Raw genomic sequence first — 19,763 nt, 5'->3', positions numbered from 1 at the left:
TCGTCTCAGGGCAGGCGCGCCCGGTCGTTGGCGAATCAGCCCGGTACCGCCTCCCCTTCTGTGCGCAGCGCTTGAACCGGCGCATGCACCGGTGCTATCGCCGCAAAGAACCACGGCGATACCAGTGTCACCAGGACAATGGTCATGACCCCGCTGGAAAACAGCGCCATCGCCACCAGTGCGCCGAGATCGACAATCGGCTTGAAGTCGGAAAACAGCAATGCCATGAAGCCTACGGAGAAGATCACCACGTTGATCACCGTCGAGCGGCCAACGCTGTGCATCGCCTGCAAAATAGCCGCGTCGATCTCAATGCCCTGCTGCACCAGCAACTTGATGCGCGACAGCAGGTGCACCGCGTAATCCACCACGCCGACCACCAGGAACGTCACCAGCGTCGTGCCGATGTTCAGCTCAATGCCGAACAGGAACATGAAGCCATAGACCGTCACCGACGTGGTCAGCAAGGTCAGCATGCCGAGCACACCGAGGCGCACCGACTTGAGCCAGTACATCATCATCAGCGTGACGACCAGCAAGGCCAGGGAAAAACTCAGCACCTGGCCTTGAGTGATTTCCTGCAACACCCCGGTCCAGATCAACGGCGTGCCCGCGTGGGTCACCTCCAGGTTGGCCGGTTTGTTCACCAGCAACCAGGCATCGAGGCGATCGAGCATGCCCTGATAGTCGCTGGCGACCGACGAGGTCATGGTGTACAGGGTCAAGGCCTTGGAGAAATCGGCGTTGAGCACGTTGTTCAGGTCCGAACCGCCACCGTTTTCGAACAGCATCACGTGCTGTTCGATCAGCGAATTGCCCGGCACTTCAAACTGCTCGACCTGCCCGTCGTCATTGACCGAGGTGACCTTCTCCACGGCATTCGGCACCCGCAGATACTCCGGGTTCATGTCGTTGAGCACCAGGTTCATGCGCTTGACGTACGTGGCCAGCGAGTAGCCGTAACTGACGTTCGGTTGCTGCTTGATGAAGTGGTCGAGCTTGTCGATGAACTGCACCACTTCGGTGGTCAGCACGCCGCGGGGCTCTTTGCTGTCGATCGCGATCCAGCCCGGCGCCGTGCCCGCTACTTTGGCGTGGTTGATGAACTGATCCGACACGCGAATGTGGCTTTCCGGCTTGAAGTAAGCGATGCCGGAGTCTTCGATATCGACGCGGAAGGTGAACACGGTGGCCAGCGCCAACAGCGGCAGAATGACCATCAGGATCGGTTTGCGAAAGCGGATCATCCAGGCACAGAACGCCACCAGATACCGCGAGATGATTGATTCCTTGTGTACTTCAGCCTTGGCCTGCTGCGGCTGATCCTTGCCCCAGATCGCGATCCACGCCGGAATCAGCAGCAGCGAAATGATTAACGCTGCCGTCAGACCGATCGACATGAACACGCCGAAATTGCGGATGCTGACAATGTTGTTGGTGGTGGAAATCATGAACGTGGCGATGGTCGTCACGGTCGTCAACACCACCGGCACCACCATCAGACGCTGGGTTTCACGGTTGGCCTCACGATTGCTCTTGCCCGCGTTTTTCTGCTCGTAATATTCAGCCATCACGTGGATCGCATCCGAGCAGCAAATGGTGAACAGGAACACCGGCAGCACACTGGTCAACAGGTCGAACGGCACCCGCAACAGCGCCATCAGGCCCAAGGTCCAGATGGTACAGAACAGAATGTTGAACAGCGGCAGCAGCACGCCCAGTGGTTTGCGGAAGAAGAAAATCAGCAGCAAGGTAATCAGCAAAAACACGATCGGAAACAGCACGGCCAGGTCGTGATCGATGATCTCCTGCTGCGCGGCGATGAAGATCGGCATGCCGGCAATGAAGATTTCGTCCTTGTACTCCGGGTGTTCGGCCTGATATTGCGCGACGATGCCGCGCACGATCTGATAGGCGCGCAATTGCGCCTGAGCGTCGTCCTGCTTGGTGCCAAGTTCGGCCACCAGCATCGCGACTTTCTTGTCCTTGGACACCACCCCGTCGACCATCAATTCGTTGCCCATGATCTGCGACTCGACCAGCGCCGGGTCCATGTCATAGGCATTCAGGGTTTTGTGGATCAACAGCTCGCCGTCGTCGGTCAGGACGATGTTTTCCAGGTCGCCCATCGAGGCCATTTCGCGGATCGGGTTGATCCGCTCGGCGAGAAAGGTCAGGAACAGCTGATCATGGGAATCCCAGTTTTGACTCTGGGCATGATCACGCAAGGCCTTGGCGTTAGCGTAATCGTTCTGCGAAAAGCCACCCTCGAGAATGTCCCGGGTCAACAACTGCGCACGGCTGTCGTCTGCATGCCGGGCGACGATTTGCGCCAACTGCTCCTTGTCGGCATCGTTGGCCAGAATCATCTTGCGCACTGATTGCGACATCGAAAACAGTGCGTTGAGCGTCGATTTGTTGAACACCGTTTGCGGGTTGTTCAGCGCCACCATGACCGAGTCGAACGTGCCGGTGAATTCACCCTGCAAATCGATGATGGTCTTGCGCGCCGGGTGGCTTTCCTTGAGCAGATAAGGGTTGGTGTCGGACACCAGCGCGCCCAGCGTATAAGTGAAATACGCCGTAATCGCCACCAGCAGGAAAACAATCGCCCGCGCATAGCGCTCGACGAAATTCAGATATCTTTCCATGATCATGCGGTTCCAGGTCGTCGGGGTCGGCGCTTAGCGGGCAGACACGGCAAAGTCCGGCAGGTCACCGGTTTTCAGCCCGCGTTTGATGGCGGTCTGGGTGAAGAGGCGGTCTTCCAGAGAGACGTTGTACTGCAACTGGTTGAAGCGCATTTCCGAACGCGTACCGTCGATGAAGTGCTCGGTTTCACTGAGCACGATGCTGTCGATCGAATCGATGGTCGCGACTTTCTGCGTGCGCATCTGCTTGATCAGCACACCTTTGACGTCGAAGAAATCCTGACGCATGACCAGGAAATTCTGCTTGTCGATCCACACCTTCAGCTTGTTGTAACCGGTCTTGGCCAGCACTTCGGGGGACGCCGGTTCGCGCTCGATCACGTAGCAGTCGCGGCCCTTGATCTGTTCTTCGCCGACGAGTTTCTGCGAGTAATCCTTGACGCGGATCTTGTCCAGATCGGCGTACGAGTACTCACTGCCCATGAACGAGCCACGCTTGTCGGTGGTGGAGATGCGGCGGGTCTGGCGGCTGACTGGCAGGTACATCCACTGGCTGTCTTCCAGGCCGAGGGTTTCGTGCGGGTTTTCGATGTGGAAGGCCACGTCACGGACGTCAGTCGGCGCGGAAAAGTACATGCTGAACTTGTCGCTGTCCGGGTAATCCTTTTGCAGATAGGTGAACTCGCGAACCCGGGTATTACCTTTCTTGTCATGCAGGATCAGCGAAACCTGGGACATGAAGCTGTTCCCGTCATTGCGATCGCGTACCTGACGGATGATCTCATCAGCATTGCCAGCCTCGGCGGCACTGGCGCAGGCGCTACCGAGGATCAATGCGGCGGTGGTCAGACTTTTCAAAAACGGCAACATAACAACTTCCTTTTCGTTGGATGAGTGCACCTGCGCGAGCGCGGCAGGCGTGATGGGTCAGAACAGATAACCGGCCGACAGCCGCACTTGATCGCGCTTGCTGTACTCGCCAAAAGACCTGTCGGGTTTGCCGAAAAACACATCCACTTCCAGGCCGAGCTTGATGTAGTCCACCGGCTTGTAGGTGAAGATGCCTTGCAGCAATGCGTTGTCCTGAAACGGTGGTGAGGCAGCAGCGACCAGACGACTCTTGAGGCGGTCCTGCCAATGGGTGCCTTCGGCCGACAGGGTGAACAGCGGTTCGCGTTTGTCCTGCAACATGCCGTCCTGCCAGTCGAGCAACACCTGCTCCTGCCATTGCGCGGAGATCAGCCAGTCGCGCAACAGGTAGTCGACACCCAGCAGTGACTTGACCATAGGCGTGCTGTCCGCACCGTAGGCACGCGTCGGATTGGTCACGCGCCAGTTGTCGAAATACGCCACCTCGCTGCGCACCACGATGCTGTGCCCGGCGTCGATCGCCAGCCCGGCACCGCCCATGGTGTAACGGGGAAACTGCCGTTCCAGCCGCGTACGGCCGTCGTCGGCGAGGCCTTCGACCGCGTACACCGGGTCCTGCTGACGCGCGCTCAAGGCGACAAAACTGGTGTCCACCGCGCCGATCCGGCCGTTGGCGCTCAGGCCATAGGAATAGCCCTTGTCGCCGTCATAGCCGGGCTTGGAGTCGAGCAGGAAATACTGTGGATCCGGCGTGGCAAACAGCGGCGCGGCAAATTCACTGCCCTCAACCGGCGCCTGGTTTTTCACGAAGTCAGTGATCCACAGCGCCTCCAGTTCCCACTCGCCCACCGGTTGCGCAAAACGCACCATGGGCAAGGCGATGCGGCTGTCTTCGAGCAGCGGCGTCAGACCGTCGCGATAGTCCAGCGGGTTGATCTGATCGAGCACGCGCAATTCATCCGCGCGGCCCCAGACCACTTGCTGCCAGCCCACCGTCACTTCGCCGTCACCCAGCGAATGGCCGACGTAGAGGTGCCGCCAATCAGCGTCGAAACGGTACTTGTCGCGCGCCCGTTCGCTGTACGGATTGTTGCCGTCATAGCGCGCGTCGTAACGCACGCGACCCTTGGCCTTGTAATAACCGCCCTCCCAGTTGTCTTCCAGGTTGGCTTTGAAATACACGGCTTTTTGCGTGACCTGATCGTCGCCGTGCAGACGCATGGCCGTGGCCACGCCGACTTCTCCGTCGGCGTAATCGGGCTTCAGATCAGCGACGGTAAATTCGGCCATCGCGGCGGGCGCAGTCATGCACGCCCACACCGCACCCACGATGTGACTGTTGTGAAATCGAGGCATCGCTACATTCCCAACCCGACACCGCCATCGATCACCAGACTCTGCGCGGTCACCCCGCCAGCCTCGGGGCTGGCCAGGTAACGCACCATCGCCGCCACTTCTTCGCTCTGGATGAAACGGCGCATCGGCAGTTTCTTCTTCGCGTTGCGCACGATCTGCTCCTGGGTCAAACCGGCAATTGCCGCTTGCGTCGCCAGTTCACCCTGCAACATCGGCGTGTCGATCCACGCTGGCAGAATCGCGTTGACGGTGATCTGCCGCGAAGCAAGATCCAGCGCCAGCGCCTTGGTCATGCCGACGATGCCGTGTTTGGACGCGCAGTACGCGGTGTTGCGCACCTTGCCGGCACGGCCGAGGATCGACGACATGTTGATGATCCGCCCACGGTCGGGCATCAGCGCCAGACACAACGAGGTCACGTAGAACGTGCCGTTGAGGTTGACCGAAATCACCTTGTGCCAGTTGTGCAGATCTTCCGGTTCGTTCTCGTTGCAGATGCCGGCGCTGTTGACCAGCACATCGACGTATTCGACTTGCGAACCGAGGGTTTTAAAGAACGCTTGCATGGCCGGCAGGTCGGCAATGTTCGCCGCATGGGTTTCGACCCGCGCCTTGATCTGCTCCTGTCGCTCGTCGACCCAGTGCTGCAGTTCGGCCAGATCGAGATCCAGCAGGATCAGGCGATTGTCGGCGTCGGCGGCAAAGTTCTCGGCAACCGCGCGGCCGATGCCTTTGGCCGCACCGGTGATCAGAATGGTCCGGCTCATGGCATTTTCAACCCGCCGTTGACCGACAGGACCTCCCCGGTCAGATACAAACCGCGATCGGCGAGGTACAGCACCGCTTCGGCGATTTCTTCCGGTTCGGCGTAGCGTTTGATCAACAGACGCGACTGGATTTCTTCTTCCTGACTGCCGATCAGCGCCGTACTCATCTCGGTCTTGACGATGCCCGGGGCGACCGCGTTGACGCGAATGTTGCGCGGCGCCAGCTCCACCGCCAAGGCACGGGTCAAGGATTCGACCCCGCCCTTGGCGGCGGCATAGTTGCTTTGGCCTTTGCCGGGCTTCTGCGCCGCCACCGAACTGATGTTGACGATGCAACCGCTGCGCTGGCGCAACATGCCCGGCACCACCTGCTGACAGCAGAGCATCGTGCCAATCAGGTTGGTCTGGATCACCTCGACCAGGTCGCGCGCCGACATCGTCGCGAGCAAGCCGTCACGGGTGATGCCGGCGTTGTTGACCAGCAGATCGATACGCTGAAAATGCTGATCGACCCGTTCGAAAAACGCCTTGATGCTGTCGCCGCTGCTGACATCGCACTGCAACGCCAGACAATCGATGCCCAACGCCTGTACCTCATCGCGCAAGGCCATCGCCGCGACTTCATCGCGCACGTAACTGAACGCGATCTGATAACCCGCCCCGGCCAGGGTCTGGACAATCGCCCGGCCGATGCCGCGACTGCCACCGGTCACCACTGCTACTTTATTCGGCATGACCGTTCCTTAAAGCGAGTTGTCGGTTTTGAACTGCGCGAGGCTGAAGCCATGAGTCGCCGCCAGTGCACGAATCTGCTGCACTTGCTCGCGGCTGATGTCGCCGTAGGAGTAGTGCTGTTTCATACCGGACAGGCCCATCAGCACCGACTCGGCCATGCACGCGTACAACTGACCTTGCTTGAGATAGGCCCGTACGTTTTTCACCAGGCCATCGCCCAGCGGCGTCTGCACGATGCCGCCGTGCATGTAGAGCACGTCGGAGCGTTGGCTAGCGAGGTTCTGGTCAACGTTCAGCGGCACGGCGATGTCGCAGATCACGCTGTTTTCGGCGAAGTGTTCGGCAAAGAGAAACGGCTGCGGTGCGTTCGCCGCGCAGAGCACGATGCGTGACTGTTTCAGCACATCAAGATCGTTGCTGACGGTGATGAAGGCATTCGCGCCCAGGCGTTCTTCGACCAGTTTCGCCACGCGCAGGCCTAGATCGGCACTGCTGCCGTGGGCCTGCAACAGCGCATCGATTCCATCAATTTGCTGCAGGCGACGGGCGAGGCGATCGTGTTCGGCGACACCCTTGAGAATCGCGCGGGCGGCTTCGGCGTAAATCTGTTGCGCGGTTTTTTCCAGACGACGCAGGGAACCGTCGCGGCCGCTACCGATGAGGATCAGGTGCTCGACGCTGGTCGACAGCAGCGAGGCGTAGGTCGAGGCGATGTTGCCGGCGGCACCGACCACTGCAGCGGTCTGCTCGCCCAGCTCAAGGCCTTGCTGTTTGCAGCCCTGTTCGATGGCTTCCAGGCCCATGCCGATGGTCAGCGCGTTGCCGGAAGTCAGCGCCATGTCGGGAATCTGCAGCGCCTGGCAATTGTTGGTGACGATCGAGGTGTACATGCCCAGCCCGGCGACGCTGTAGCCGTCGGCGCGGGCATCCTTGATACGGTTGCCGACTTCTTCGCGGATGGTTTGCAGATCGCCGCTGGCGATGTACGCCGCCATGGCGTCGGAATCCATGCACAGCGGGTACAGGGTGAACTCCACGGCGGTGCCGAGTTTCGAGCGAATCTGCACCGGTCCGATCGGCGCGGCACGGCGCTCGGGGGCCATGCGTTTGATGAACTCGCGTTTCTGTTCAGCGCTCAGGGTCGACAGTGAAGGATCGACGTCGCTGAGCATGTCCGAATCAATCAAATGGTTGATGAACGCCACGCGGGCCACCACGCGCACGTTCTCGTCAGACTTTGGGCGGGTTTCGGTCTCCTTGAAGCTGACCTCACGCGCCGGTACATCAGCGATGCTGTCGGCACACACCCCGGCGGCCAGCGGGAAGGCATCGCGGCGGCGCAGCATGTCGCAGACTTTCTGCAAGGAGCCGATCAAGCCGTCGATTTCTTCGAAGGTGATGCACACCGGCGGTTCCAGACGGATCACATTGGCATTGCTGCCCGACGGCGCCACGCGCAGGGATTCGAATTGCAGCAGGTAGCCGGCGATGATGTAGCCCAGCGCATCGTTGTACTGCGCCGAGGCCTGAACCAGTGAACTGGTGCCGGTCAGGTCGTGCAGTTCGAAGCCCAGCAGCAAGCCGCGCCCACGCACGTCGGCGATGACGTCCGGGTACGCTGCTTTGAGTTCCAGCAGCGAAGCCTTGAGGTACTCGCCCTTCTTGTTCACGTCCTTGAGCATCGCGCTGTCGTTCTCGAACAGACGGCGCAAGGCCGACAGGGCGATATGGCAGGACGCGTCATCTTCGGCAAAGGTCGAACTGTGGATGTAGCTGAAATCGTTTTCGTAGTGGCTGGCGCGAATCACCGTCGCGGCGATTTTCATCAGGCCACCGCCCAGCGCTTTCGACAGGCAGTAGTAATCACCCTGCAAGTTGAAATGGCTGGCGCCAAGCAAGGTGCCGGTGCGGCCGAAACCCGATTGCACTTCGTCGATGATCAGCGGGCATTGCTGCTCGTTGCACAGACGCCGCAGGCCCAGATAAAACTCATTGGCAAACTCGTTGATGCCGCCCTCGCCCTGAATCGGCTCCAGCAATACAGCGGTGATCGCACTGAACGCCTCACGGCGAACCTGCAGGGTTTCGCCGCTCCATTCCAGGCTCAGCCAGTGACGGATATGACGGGCCGGCAGCTCTTGCAATTGCTGGGGTTGCTGCGGGTCGATGAACTCGACGTTGAGGCCGAAACGGGCGAACGGCTTGCGGTACTGCTTGCCATAGGTCAACTGAACGGTGTTCACCAGTTTGCCGTGGAAGCTGCCGCGCACAGCGAGGAACACCGGCTCGACATGCAACTGCGCCAGGTTGTGCTGACGCACCGCTTCGGCCACTTGGCGCACGGTGACGCAGGATAGATTCTGCGGCAGCAGGCCGGCGGGCAAATCGAGATCGTCGATGTCCAGTTCGACGTAAGCCTTGTCGCTGGCAACCAGATTGGCGAGGGCGAAATCACGCTCGTCGAATTGCTTCTGCAGGTTTTTCTGACGACGGTATTCGGCGTGCTTGACGGCGATTTCCACCGACTCTGCGCCACTGTTGGAGAAGGTCGAAATGTAGCGTTCGCTGTTGTTCAGCTCACGGTTGAACGCTTCACTGAGCTCACGCCCCAATTGACCGGCCGCACCGCGCACCGACATCTGCGCATTGAACGGCACATCGGCACGCAGCAGGTCGACGAGTTGATCGACAAATTGCGGATCGTTGTGGCCATACAGCGCGGCGCCGTAACCGCCGAGGAAGTCAGTAACCGTCACCTCTTCGCCCTGGCGGTCGCGGTAAAACAATTTACTGCCCAGCGCTCTGTGGAACTGGCACTCCAGGCCCAGGGCCTGCATCAATTCAACGAATTTCGGCCGTACGTAATCGCGGTAATCCATGACAGTTCTATCCCTTGAGTAAAAAATCAGCTGCGTTTCGTTGCGTGCCGACGGTCAGTCGGCCGCGTGAATTTCGAGTTGGTAACCGGCGCTAAAACCGTTGTCGTCGCGGTTGATGACCAGGCAATCGTGGAGCACGGCATCGCGCGGCCCGCCGATAACGAACGGCAGATGCGCATCCAGCGGTTGCTCCAGGCCACTGACCGGCGGGATGCTCTGCGCCTGCAAAGCCAGCCGGGCAAAGATCAGATCAACCAGGCTCGGTGCACCACTGAGCATGCCGGTCAGCGGCGTGCTGCTGGTGATGTGCGCGGCGCCGGTTCGCGCCAGCGTGCGGGCCAGATCGGCATCCTTGTGCGGATCGCCAGTGGCGCTGCTGATCAGCAGATCCACCTGTTTGTCCGGCAAGCTCAGCGAGTCCAGACGCGGATGGGCGAACATTGCTGTCAGGCAGGCTTGCGGCCCGGCCGGCAGATCATCGGCGCGGCGCAGTACCAGCGCCGCCGCACCTTCGCCGGCAATGCCGCCACGGCCCTGGCGATCAAAGGCACGCAGGCTTGGCGAACCGTCGGTGCTGATCACCCCCGCCTCGGCCAGTGCGGCGAGGGCCAGCGGATCCAGTTCACTACCCGCGCCCACCACAATGGCCGCATCGATCCGACCGCTCTGCAACGCCGCGCAGGCTTCGCGCAGCGCCGCCAGATTGCCGGCCACGCCTTGCATGTAGGCGTTGCATTCGCACTCAAGCTTCAAGGCCAGACTGACGACGCCGAGCAAACCGTTGCTCAGGCTCTTGAGCACCAGAAACGGATCGAGCGCGCGCTCCTGCAACACACGTTTGGCCAGACGCTGCATGTCGGCACCGCTCTCGGTCTGACATTCGTGCAGCAGTTCACCGTAAGACGCGAGCGACGGATGGGTGTAACCGCCCTGGCAGCAATAGAGACCAAAACGCACGTTGTCGCGGCCCGGTTCAAGCCCGGCCTCGGCCAACGCCTGGCGCACCGCACTGACGCCCCAGATCACCGCCGGCGGGCAGTAACGCTGGAGGTTTTGCGCAACGTCCTGACGGCTACGTTGATGATCTCGATCAGCGATATGCCCGAACGCGGTGACCCGCTCGCTGCGGAACAGCGACGAGTTCAGGGGCGAGATTGCGCTGCGCCCTTCGCGGGCCGCCGCCCAGAAACCCTCAACGCCCCAGCCGGTGGGCAATACACAACCGCTGCCGGCGATCGCGACACGTACAGTGGCGTCAGTCATTGTCCATGCTCCCGATATTTGCCAAGGGCCAGCGAGGTATTGAGGCCACCGAAACCAAAGGAATTGCTCAACGCGTAATCCACTCGGCGGCTGACGGCTTGCCCGGCGCAGTAATCCAGATCGCACTGTTCGTCAGCGTCATGCAGGTTCACCGTTGGCGTGACCAGATCGTTGAGGCAGGCCAACGCGGTGACGATGCATTCAGGGGCGCCAGCGGCCGCGATCAGGTGACCGAACTGTGATTTGTTGGCGCTGACGGCCAGGGTTCGATAATGCTTGTGCTCGGCGAACACGCTTTTGATCGCCAGGGTCTCGGCCACGTCATTGAGCGGTGTCGAAGTACCGTGGGCGTTGATCAGATCAATCTGCTGCGCGCGCAAACCGGCGTCATCCAGCGCGGCCTGCATCGCCAGTGCCGCACCGCGTCCTTCCGGTTGCGGTGCGGTGACTTTGTAGGCATCCAGACTGCTGCCGAAACCCAACACCTCGGCATACGGCGTGGCGCCACGGGCCAAGGCATGTTCGAGGCTTTCCAGCACGACAAAACCACCGCCCTCGCCGGCAATCAGACCGCTGCGGTCACGATCGAACGGACGGCACAGATCCGCGCCCCAGCGCTGCTCACCCGACGCGGCACCGAGTAAATACAACGCGGCCATGGTGTCGAGGTTGAGTACCGAGTCGGCGCCACCCGCCAGCGCTACGCTGACTTCTCCGCGACGAATCATCTGGAAGGCATTGCCAATGGCTTGTGAAGCACCGGCACAGGCACTGCTGATATTGATCACCGGTCCTTCACAGCCCAGGTCGTCGGCGATTACCCGCGCCAGACGATCGTTGCTCTGGCGCAGTGAGCCATCGGCATTCACTTGCCCGGCCCGTGGCATCAGGTACGACCAGCTCGGGGTGCCACCATTCGGGGCTTCGGTCAGCAGCATGTCGGCGAGCATGTGCTGCGGTGCTCCCGAGGCACACAGCACCGCCGCGCCACGCAACTGTTCTGGCTGCAAGCCGCTGTCACCGACTGCCTGCGTGGCAGCCACCCAGCCAAACCGACTGCGCTTTTCCAGCGGCATCGTCCAGGCCGGATGGCTTTGCAGTTTTTCCGGCAACAGGCGCATGTCGACAGGCGCGGCATAACGCACCGCGAACGACGCCTCTTGCAAGTCGTCCGGCTGCCATGGCCGCACGCAATGTTCGGCGCCGAGCATTTTTTCCCAGAGGGTCTGCCATTCGAAACCGAAACCGGTGACGGCGCCCATGCCGGTGATCACAATCCGTGTCGCACTCATGCGTGCTTCTCCATGGTTTCACTGGCCAACAGCAATGCGCCCCAGTGACCGGCGCGAGTGTGGCTGACGAGCAGCGTGTAACCCGGTGCCGCCGCCGTATCACCGCTGAGATGCAAAGTCAGTGCGGCCTCTGTCAGCAAGCCGCTGGCGCCCAGTTCGCCGGTCATGGCGCGGGTACTGCGAATCTCGCGCGGGAAAGCTTCGAGCAACTTCATCACTTGCCCGTCAGCGCAATTACCGACGATATGCTCGACGTCGCCGACCCGCAGTTTTTCGACGCTCAGGACCTGATCGATGACGCGCCGACCCACCGCCACAGAGCGTTGCGGATCGTTGCTGTAACCACGGGCAAATCCGGCAATGCGCACGGCGTGTGCCGCACCCGGTGCTGGTGTCGACGCCAGCAACAGCGCGGCGGCGCCCTCACCGAAAATCGCTTCGTTCGCCTGATCGGGCTCGCGCAGATACAGGGCCGGGGTCAGGTTCGGGCTGCTGCTGACCACCAACGCGGCGTCGGCATGTCGCTCGCTAATCTGCTGGCAAGCTTCGATCAGCGCATCCAGCCCGGCGTTGTCCTGAGAACAAAATCCACCCATTGGCCCATGGCAATTCAATGCTTCAGCCACATAGGCCATGACGCTGCTGTTGAGCAGGGTCAGCGCATGCAGGGGCGGTGTGTTGGCCAATAACTGCGCCAGTTGTTTTTGCGGCTGTTCGATGATCGCCTGCACCGCATCCCAGCAAGGACTCGGCGCGTCGACTTCAGGAATGGCCGCTGTCAGGGCAATGCGTGACGCGGACAATTGCAGCGCCGCCAGCGCTGGCGCCAGCCGTGCGGCGCAATGCAACAGGCGCAAGCCCTGCGGTTCGACGCTGCGCTGGATCTTGCGATCAAACAGATCACTGGCCAGTCGCGGCGTCGGCAAGGCAAACGCCTGACGCTGTGCGTCAAAGGCCAGCGGTTGCGCCGCGCAGGGTGTGCCGAGCAAGTCAGCGCATTCACTGCCCGCCACATTCAGCACCGCAGCGGCATTCAGGTAGATGGCTCGGTTCATGTCATGCCCTCCCCAGAACCAGCGAGCTGTTGATGCCGCCAAAGCCGAACGAGTTGGACATCACCACGCTGATCGGCTGTCGCACCGGCTCGCTCAAGAACTTCAGCGAAGGGTATTCGGCGCGCTCGGGGTCGTAATTCAGGGTGGGCAACAGCACACCGTCACGCAGGCTCATCAGCGACAGCACCGCTTCGATCGCGCCACTGCCTGCCAGGGAATGCCCGATGGCGGACTTGTTGGCGGTGAAGGTCATGAAGTCCTGGCAGCCGCCGAACAGACGCTGCAGCGCCAACGCTTCACAACTGTCATTGGCCTGCGTGGAGGTACCGTGGGTGTTGACGTGTTGCACGGCGCTGCGCAGCAGCCCGGCGTCTTCGATTGCTGCTTCCATGCATTCCTCGTATTTACTGCCGTCGCGACTGCTGGAGGTCATTTTCTGCGCCTCGCAGACATTCGCGTAACCCAACACCCGGCCCAGTGGCGCAGCCTTGCGCCGTTGGGCGTGTTCAGCGGATTCGAGAATGACCATCGCCGAGCCTTCGCTGAGGACAAAACCGCTACGGTCAGGCATAAACGGGCGGCTTTGTTCGCTCGCCGGCAAGTCGGCCTGACAGAGCGCGCCGAGGCTGTTGAACATGTAATAAGGCAGTTCGTTGGCCATCAGTTCGACGGCGCCGCAGATAGCCAGATCGATCTCTCCGCGCTCGATCGCCCGGTAAGCACTGCCGATGGCCATAGTGCCGGCGGCACAGGCATCGGAATGGGTCGAGATGTGATCGCGGATGCCGAGCCGATCGGCCAGGTGCTGCGTCTGTTGATCGACCCGCCGGGTGAAAGTCGCGCTGGACGGTGCCGGACTGTCCAGCAGACGGTCGAGGTCGACGCGTCCGCCCTCATCCATGCACCGGCTGAGCCGCTGCAGGTCGTGGCTGTCGGCACAGTACTTGTTGGCGCCCAGAAACAGACCGCTGCGACTGTGGGCAAAGTCTGCCGGTGTCAGACCGGCATGCTCCAGCGCCTGCCGGGCAACGTATTCGGCCAGCACACTTTGTCGCGGGTGCAGCGCCGCGTTGCCGCCGAAACCGGCCCCGATCCGCTGCCACTGCGTATCGTCGATAAAACCGGCGGCGCTGTTGTTGAATCCCAGCGCCTTGAACCGAGGATGTTCGCGGACACAGGATTGCTTCCGGCAAATCCGCTCGAACAACGTGGCAGCGTCCAGCGCCATGGGCGCCACCAGACCGAACCCGCTCACATAGACTTCTCGTGCCCGCATGAGAACTCCTACACCGCTTCTTTGGTGTGAGTGGTGACAAACTGCTCAACCAATTGACGGGACACTTCATCGCCATCCGTCGGCACCAGACGTGCACTGCACGCGCCGCAGACCACTTGTTGGCGCTCGTTCAGAACCGCTTGGTGAGCGTTGCAATCCGGGCACGCTGCTGGCAGGTAGTTGAAGAGATTGCGGCACTGGTTGGCCCAGTTACGCACGGTGGTCGCCGCGAAGACCTGAGCCGGTTGCATGCCCGCCTTCAGTTGATCCGGGGTGTAGGCGCTGAGGCTTTGCTCAAGCAGGCGCTTGCCGCTTTCGGTAATGCGACCGTTGGCGAGAAACTCGCTGGCATCACCGCAAACCGCCACCGCATGGTCGAGCACGCTGGTTTTCGGCAGTGTGCAGCCATATTGGCGGCCCAGCTGGAAGCTCAGGTCGACGATGTCCAGCGAGTCGGCACCCAGGTCTTCGACGACGCTGCTGTTTTCTTCGATGTCATTCGCATCCATCACCAACAGCTGTGCGAGGATTTCGCGAGTGCTGGCAACGACATGTTCCAAGTCCAATGGATTGTTCATTTCTATCTCCCTATATGTCGTGGCTACTTCATGAATTCGACTTATGAAAAGTAACTTTTCCCACAGCAACTTCTCACGCGGCGGGAATCTAAACTCTGCCCTTAAGGGGAGAGTCAACGAACTATTCAAGGTTTTTTTACAACTCGAAAAAAGTCTGCAAAAGCCCACTGACACCGCACCTCCTTGGTGCGGTGAACGACTTATTTACTTAACAAAGACGGGGTATGGTGGGGCGCCCGCGGTATCAGGCAGGCTGACTATCGAAAGCAACTAAGGACGCAACGGAACAGACGTACTAAAAGTAAAAACCAGACAAGTAAAATAGTTATAACTTCATAGCCTTTGTTTTAGATCAATACTGCCGTTAATTGATTTTGCTGGAAGGTTTACGTCTCCATCCGTAAATCTGGCAGCGTTTCTGGATATCTGCATGTCGAGCACAGACATCTGGGCCAAGGCACGGCGCTATAGGGTGCAGCTTCCGTTTGATCGCCTTGTCTGGAGCCGACACATGACCGCCCCTATCACCGTTCTACGCGACACTCATCCGCTGCCGGTACTCGATGCCTGCAAATGGGAAAAACTCGAAGGCGACCCGCACACCGTCAACCTCAACGCCTACACCAGCGAAGACGGCAGCAAGATCATGGGCACATGGATCTGCACCCCGGGTAAATGGCGCGTCGATTATGTGAAGTGGGAGTACTGCCATTTCCAGGAAGGCTACTGCGTGATTACTCCGGACGGCATGGCGCCGATTCATCTGCGCGCCGGCGATATTTTCGTGGTTGAGCCGGGGATGAAAGGCACGTGGGAAGTGGTCGAGACCGTGCGTAAATATTTCGTGTTCGCCTGATGCAAAAAAGCCGGGAGATCACCCGACGTGATTTCCCGGCAAACAATGTCTGATATACGCAAATCCCCTGTGGGAGCGAGCCTGCTCGCGAAAGCGGACCGTCAGTCACTTCCTTGTTGAAGCAACCGCCGTCATCGCGAGCAGGCTCGCTCCCGCAGTTTGTTCAGCGCTGCCCTTCAATTGCAGGCTTGCGATAGCTGTTGATGATCGCCGAGAAGTCTTTCCCGCCGTCACCGCGCTGGCTCATCGCCTGATACAACTGCTGCGCCACCGCGCCGAGCACCACCGGTTGGTGCGCCTGACGCGCTGCTTCGGTCGCCAACCCCAGATCCTTGAGCATCAGTTCCGCACCGAACCCACCGGTATAACCGCGCGAGGCCGGCGCCGTTTCGACGATGCCCGGCCACGGGTTGTACATCTCCGAACTCCAGCAACGCCCGGTCGAGCTGTTGATGATCCCGGCCAGCACCGAGGTGTCGATGCCCAACGCATCGCCCAGCGCCATCGCCTCGCTGACACCGACCATCGAAATCGCCAGTAGCAGGTTGTTGCAGATCTTGGCGATCTGCCCGGTGCCGACTTCGCCGCAGTGCACAATGTTGCGGCCCATTTGCGCCAGCACCGGTTGCAGGGTGGCGAACAGTTGCGGGGTGGCGCCGACCATGAAGGTCAGCGTCCCCGCCGTCGCGCCACCGGTGCCACCGGACACCGGCGCGTCGGCCATGGCCACGCCTTGTTTCGCCGCAGCGGCAGCCACATCGCGAGCGGTCTGCGGATCGATGGTGCTGCAATCCACCGCGGGCACACCTTGGCGGATGCCAGCCAGCACACCGTCCTCACCGAGCCAGACACTGCGCACATGCACCGCCGCCGGTAGCATGGTGATCACCAGTTCAGCATCCTCAGCGGCTTCGCGGGCCGAGGCACGAATGCTGCCGCCCAGTTGCTCCAGCTCAGCCAGCACGGTTTTGTTCAGATCGACCAGACTCAGCGAGTGGCCAGCCTTGATCAGATTGCGCGCCATCGGTGCGCCCATGTTGCCCAGACCGATAAATGCGATTTTCATGGTCGATTCCTCAGCGCAGGTTGATGGTGGTATTCACGCCGTCGTTGACGCTGTCGTCATCGAACCAGCGCGCCGTGACCGTTTTGGTCTGCGTGTAGAACTGCACCACTTGTTTGCCGTACGGGCCGAGGTCGCCGAGTTTCGAACCGCGCGAACCGGTGAAGCTGAAGAACGGCACCGGTACTGGAATCGGGATGTTGATACCGACCTGACCGACGTCGATTTCGGTCTGGAATTTACGCGCCGCCGCGCCGCTCTGGGTGAACAGGCCCGTGCCGTTGCCGAACGGGTTGGCGTTGACCAGCGCAATCGCCTGATCGAGGGTGTCGACTTCCAGCACCACCAGCACCGGGCCGAAGATTTCCTGGGTGTAGATCTGCATGTCGGTGGTCACGCCCGAGAACAGGGTCGGGCCGACAAAGTTGCCTTGCTCGTAGCCCGGCACCTTGATGTCGCGGCCGTCCAGTTCCAGCTTGGCGCCTTCCTTGATGCCGCTTTCGATCAGGTCGAGAATTCGCGCCTTGGCTTTCTTCGAGATCACCGGGCCGACATCGGTGCCCGGCTCATTACCGGCGTTGACGGTGAGTTTCTGCGCCAGCGCTTTCAAATCTGGGAGCCATTGTTTCGCCGCACCGACCAGCACCACCACCGAGGTGGCCATGCAACGTTGCCCGGCCGCACCGAAACCGGCGCCGACCAGCGCATTCAGCGCCTGCTCACGATTGGCATCGGCCAGCACCACGGCGTGGTTCTTCGCGCCCATCATCGATTGCACGCGTTTGCCGTGCTTGCCGGCCAGGTCATAAACGTGGGTGCCGACGGCCGTCGAACCGACGAAGGACACGGCTTTGATGTCCTTGTGCGTGCACAGGCCATCGACCACATCTTTACCACCATGAACCACGTTCAACACGCCCGCCGGAACGCCGGCCTCAATGGCCAACTCCACCAGCAACATGGTCGACAGCGGATCCTGCTCCGAAGGCTTCAAAACGAAAGTGTTGCCGCAAGCGATGGCCATCGGGAACATCCACAGCGGAATCATTGCCGGGAAGTTGAACGGGGTGATGCCGGCACACACGCCGATTGGCTGACGCAGGGTGTAGGTATCGACGCCGCCGGCGACGTTTTCAGCGAACTCGCCCATTTGCAGGCTGCCGATAGAGCACGCGTGCTCGACCACTTCCAGACCACGGAAAATATCGCCCTCGGCGTCGGCAATGGTTTTGCCCTGCTCGGCACTCAGGACGACGGCAATACGTTTGGAGTGCTCGCGGATCAGCGCTTGCAGCTTGAGCATGATGCGCATGCGCGCACCGATCGGAGTCAGTTTCCAGGTCTGGAAAGCGCGCTGGGCGGCGCTGACGGCGGCATCGACTTCAGCGGCGGTGGCAAACGGCACTTTGGCCAGCACCTGTTGGGTGGCCGGGTTGACGATGTCGTGCCATTCGGTGGTCTGCGACTCGACCCACTCGCCGTCGATCAGCAGTTTGACCTTCTGCAGCGTGGTGTCGTTGGGCGTAAGCGATGCGTTCATGCTGGTCTCCGAAACTTGTTTTTATCGTAGGAGCCAAGGCGAAGGGTTCGCCTTGAGATGAGGCGTGTGTCACGAATTGGTTGTCGGACTGTTTTTGGAGTATAGATGTGCAAACTTCTAATAAGAACGCACATATAAGCCCGTCCATCATGCAAAAAAACATCACCTCCCTCGGTTCGCTGAACTGGGACGACCTCAAGTTTTTCCTCGAAGTAGCGCGCACCCGCAAGGCCAGCACCGCGGCCAAACGGCTGGCTGTCGACTACACCACGGTGTCGCGGCGGATCAGTTCGCTGGAAGCGGCATTGGGCACTTTGCTGTTCGAGAAATCGCGGACCAGCGGCTTCGTCCTGACCAGCGAAGGCCAGCGCTTGCTCGGTTATGCCGAGTCGATTGAAAGCACATTGCACATGGCCTGCGAGCAGGTATCAGGCTCTGGCGTGGCACTCTCCGGGCACGTGCGCATGGGTTGTACCGAAGGCTTCGGCAGTTTTTTCATCACCCCGCAGTTGAGCCATTTCGTCGACGCCTACCCGGCGATCTCGGTGGACATCCTGCCACTGCCGCACTTCATCAGCCTGTCCAAGCGCGAGGCCGATATCGTCATTGCCCTGGAACGCCCGGAGCATGGACCGTACGTCTGCTGCAAACTCTGCGACTACCGTTTGCAGCTCTACGCAACCCAGGACTATCTGGACAAACACCCACCAATCCAGCGCCCGGCCGATTTGAGCAAGCATCAATTCATCAGTTATGTGGATGACCTGGCGTTCAGCTCGGAGCTGCTGTACCTGGCGAACGTGTTGCCGGGCGCCAGCGCGCATTTGCGCAGCACCAGCGTGATCGCGCAGTTCGTCGCCGCACAGCAGGGGCGCTCTCTGGCGATTCTGCCGTGCTTCCTCGCCGCGCAGGATCCGCGCCTGCTGCCGGTGTTGCCGGAGGACATCGATATCACCCGGCAGTTCTGGATGTACTGCCGGGAGGATCTGCGCAAGTTGAAGCGGATCACCTTGTTGTGGGATTACATCCGTGAGGTGACTGAGCGTAATCAGGGCCTGCTGATGGGGCAGACCCGCGACATGCAGTTCGCCGACTAGTCGGCGCTGACCACAATCGAGACCCGGCGGTTTTCCGTGCGACCGGCTGCCGTATCGTTGGACGCCACCGGCTCTTTGCTGCCCAAGCCCTGCAGCTGGATGTTTTCGTCCGTCATGCCGACTGTGCGCAGGACGTTGGCGACACTTTTCGCACGGCGCAGGGACAGTTGCTGGTTGTAGGTTTCCTTGCCCGATGCATCGGTGTGACCATCGACGCGCACGCGCTCGATACCGACGCCCAGCAATGCCTTGCCGATGCGTTCGACGATCTCGGTGCTTTGCGTATTCAGGCTTTCGACGTCGCTGCCAAACAGCACTTTGCCGGACAGGCCAAACTCCCAGCCCTCGTCAGTCAGTTCAAAGCCCTGTTGTTTGAGGACCGCAACTTGCGCCGGGGTCAGGCCTTTTTGCGGCGCGGTCTGGCAACCGGTCAGGGCCAGTACGGCGATCAACAGCACAGCGTAAAAAGATCGAATGGTCAGTGT

16 protein-coding genes are annotated in these 19,763 nt (G+C 60.6%); 2 read left to right on the top strand and 14 right to left on the bottom strand.

Annotated elements, in window-relative coordinates:
- Positions 1-35: 35 nt before the first annotated feature.
- Genes HU754_RS05005 through HU754_RS04955 form a run of 11 tightly spaced genes read right to left on the bottom strand, consistent with a single transcriptional unit; the run spans position 36 to position 14,722 of the window.
- Positions 36-2,651 carry an efflux RND transporter permease subunit gene (locus HU754_RS05005; RefSeq protein WP_186623011.1) on the bottom strand — a complete coding sequence of 872 codons (2,616 nt, stop codon included), beginning with the start codon at positions 2,649-2,651 and terminating at the stop codon, positions 36-38.
- 33 nt (positions 2,652-2,684) lie between these two features.
- On the bottom strand, positions 2,685-3,521 hold the full coding sequence (locus HU754_RS05000; protein ID WP_093442334.1) for an outer membrane lipoprotein-sorting protein: 837 nt from the start codon (positions 3,519-3,521) through the stop codon (positions 2,685-2,687).
- 57 nt (positions 3,522-3,578) lie between these two features.
- A complete protein-coding gene (locus tag HU754_RS04995) occupies positions 3,579-4,877 on the bottom strand; it encodes a DUF1302 family protein (RefSeq protein ID WP_186623010.1) in 1,299 nt (432 codons plus the stop codon).
- Positions 4,878-4,879: 2 nt separating this feature from the next.
- Positions 4,880-5,644 (bottom strand): SDR family NAD(P)-dependent oxidoreductase, encoded by a 765-nt coding sequence (locus HU754_RS04990; protein WP_186623009.1) that lies wholly within the window; start codon positions 5,642-5,644, stop codon positions 4,880-4,882.
- Positions 5,641-6,378, bottom strand: coding sequence for a 3-oxoacyl-ACP reductase family protein (locus tag HU754_RS04985; protein WP_093442345.1), 738 nt, complete (start codon positions 6,376-6,378; stop codon positions 5,641-5,643). The genes HU754_RS04990 and HU754_RS04985 overlap by 4 nt, the downstream gene beginning before the upstream one ends.
- Before the next feature lie 9 nt (positions 6,379-6,387).
- A complete protein-coding gene (locus tag HU754_RS04980; RefSeq protein WP_186623008.1) occupies positions 6,388-9,258 on the bottom strand; it encodes an aminotransferase class III-fold pyridoxal phosphate-dependent enzyme in 2,871 nt (956 codons plus the stop codon).
- A gap of 54 nt (positions 9,259-9,312) precedes the next feature.
- Entirely contained in the window at positions 9,313-10,521 is a 1,209-nt protein-coding gene (locus HU754_RS04975; RefSeq protein WP_186623006.1) for a beta-ketoacyl synthase N-terminal-like domain-containing protein, read from the bottom strand.
- Positions 10,518-11,813, bottom strand: coding sequence for a beta-ketoacyl-[acyl-carrier-protein] synthase family protein (locus tag HU754_RS04970; RefSeq protein ID WP_186623004.1), 1,296 nt, complete (start codon positions 11,811-11,813; stop codon positions 10,518-10,520). Before HU754_RS04970 ends, HU754_RS04975 begins: the two co-directional genes overlap by 4 nt.
- Positions 11,810-12,868, bottom strand: a complete 1,059-nt coding sequence (locus HU754_RS04965) for a beta-ketoacyl-[acyl-carrier-protein] synthase family protein (RefSeq protein WP_186623002.1) — start codon at positions 12,866-12,868, stop codon at positions 11,810-11,812. Before HU754_RS04965 ends, HU754_RS04970 begins: the two co-directional genes overlap by 4 nt.
- Before the next feature lies 1 nt (position 12,869).
- The gene (locus tag HU754_RS04960) at positions 12,870-14,144 is read right to left on the bottom strand and encodes a beta-ketoacyl-[acyl-carrier-protein] synthase family protein (RefSeq protein WP_186623000.1); all 1,275 of its coding nucleotides are present in this window, start codon (positions 14,142-14,144) and stop codon (positions 12,870-12,872) included.
- Positions 14,145-14,152: 8 nt separating this feature from the next.
- Positions 14,153-14,722, bottom strand: coding sequence for an acyl carrier protein (locus tag HU754_RS04955; protein ID WP_186622998.1), 570 nt, complete (start codon positions 14,720-14,722; stop codon positions 14,153-14,155).
- Positions 14,723-15,233: 511 nt separating this feature from the next.
- Here HU754_RS04955 and HU754_RS04950 point away from each other — a divergent pair.
- Entirely contained in the window at positions 15,234-15,578 is a 345-nt protein-coding gene (locus HU754_RS04950; protein WP_003177747.1) for a cupin domain-containing protein, read from the top strand.
- Positions 15,579-15,741: 163 nt separating this feature from the next.
- On the opposite strand, the gene mmsB is transcribed toward HU754_RS04950, so the two are convergent.
- Both mmsB and HU754_RS04940 read right to left on the bottom strand, forming a co-directional pair.
- Positions 15,742-16,644 carry a 3-hydroxyisobutyrate dehydrogenase gene (gene mmsB / locus HU754_RS04945; RefSeq protein ID WP_093442369.1) on the bottom strand — a complete coding sequence of 301 codons (903 nt, stop codon included), beginning with the start codon at positions 16,642-16,644 and terminating at the stop codon, positions 15,742-15,744.
- Between the two features lie 10 nt (positions 16,645-16,654).
- The gene (locus tag HU754_RS04940) at positions 16,655-18,181 is read right to left on the bottom strand and encodes a CoA-acylating methylmalonate-semialdehyde dehydrogenase (RefSeq protein ID WP_038357437.1); all 1,527 of its coding nucleotides are present in this window, start codon (positions 18,179-18,181) and stop codon (positions 16,655-16,657) included.
- 149 nt (positions 18,182-18,330) lie between these two features.
- Here HU754_RS04940 and HU754_RS04935 point away from each other — a divergent pair, with 149 nt between their 5' ends.
- Entirely contained in the window at positions 18,331-19,278 is a 948-nt protein-coding gene (locus HU754_RS04935) for a LysR family transcriptional regulator (RefSeq protein ID WP_186623125.1), read from the top strand.
- Here the strand turns inward: HU754_RS04935 and yfiB are convergent.
- Entirely contained in the window at positions 19,275-19,760 is a 486-nt protein-coding gene (gene yfiB / locus HU754_RS04930) for an outer membrane lipoprotein YfiB (protein ID WP_189661466.1), read from the bottom strand. The genes HU754_RS04935 and yfiB overlap by 4 nt on opposite strands.
- Positions 19,761-19,763 lie beyond the last annotated feature (3 nt).

It is taken from the genome of Pseudomonas zeae (assembly GCF_014268485.2).
Taxonomy (GTDB): domain Bacteria; phylum Pseudomonadota; class Gammaproteobacteria; order Pseudomonadales; family Pseudomonadaceae; genus Aquipseudomonas; species Aquipseudomonas neuropathica.
Note: the sequence above shows the minus strand (reverse complement) of the source record. Positions and strands in the feature narration are given on the sequence as shown.

Coding starts and splice junctions, on each gene's coding strand:
- HU754_RS05005 (WP_186623011.1), bottom strand. CDS start 2,651: ATGGAAAGATATCTGAATTTCGTCGAGCGCTATGCGCGGGCGATTGTT.
- HU754_RS04960 (WP_186623000.1), bottom strand. CDS start 14,144: ATGCGGGCACGAGAAGTCTATGTGAGCGGGTTCGGTCTGGTGGCGCCC.
- HU754_RS04970 (WP_186623004.1), bottom strand. CDS start 11,813: ATGAGTGCGACACGGATTGTGATCACCGGCATGGGCGCCGTCACCGGT.
- HU754_RS05000 (WP_093442334.1), bottom strand. CDS start 3,521: ATGTTGCCGTTTTTGAAAAGTCTGACCACCGCCGCATTGATCCTCGGT.
- HU754_RS04985 (WP_093442345.1), bottom strand. CDS start 6,378: ATGCCGAATAAAGTAGCAGTGGTGACCGGTGGCAGTCGCGGCATCGGC.
- HU754_RS04950 (WP_003177747.1), top strand. CDS start 15,234: ATGACCGCCCCTATCACCGTTCTACGCGACACTCATCCGCTGCCGGTA.
- HU754_RS04975 (WP_186623006.1), bottom strand. CDS start 10,521: ATGACTGACGCCACTGTACGTGTCGCGATCGCCGGCAGCGGTTGTGTA.
- HU754_RS04935 (WP_186623125.1), top strand. CDS start 18,331: ATGCAAAAAAACATCACCTCCCTCGGTTCGCTGAACTGGGACGACCTC.
- HU754_RS04940 (WP_038357437.1), bottom strand. CDS start 18,181: ATGAACGCATCGCTTACGCCCAACGACACCACGCTGCAGAAGGTCAAA.
- HU754_RS04965 (WP_186623002.1), bottom strand. CDS start 12,868: ATGAACCGAGCCATCTACCTGAATGCCGCTGCGGTGCTGAATGTGGCG.
- mmsB (WP_093442369.1), bottom strand. CDS start 16,644: ATGAAAATCGCATTTATCGGTCTGGGCAACATGGGCGCACCGATGGCG.
- HU754_RS04980 (WP_186623008.1), bottom strand. CDS start 9,258: ATGGATTACCGCGATTACGTACGGCCGAAATTCGTTGAATTGATGCAG.
- HU754_RS04990 (WP_186623009.1), bottom strand. CDS start 5,644: ATGAGCCGGACCATTCTGATCACCGGTGCGGCCAAAGGCATCGGCCGC.
- HU754_RS04955 (WP_186622998.1), bottom strand. CDS start 14,722: ATGAACAATCCATTGGACTTGGAACATGTCGTTGCCAGCACTCGCGAA.
- HU754_RS04995 (WP_186623010.1), bottom strand. CDS start 4,877: ATGCCTCGATTTCACAACAGTCACATCGTGGGTGCGGTGTGGGCGTGC.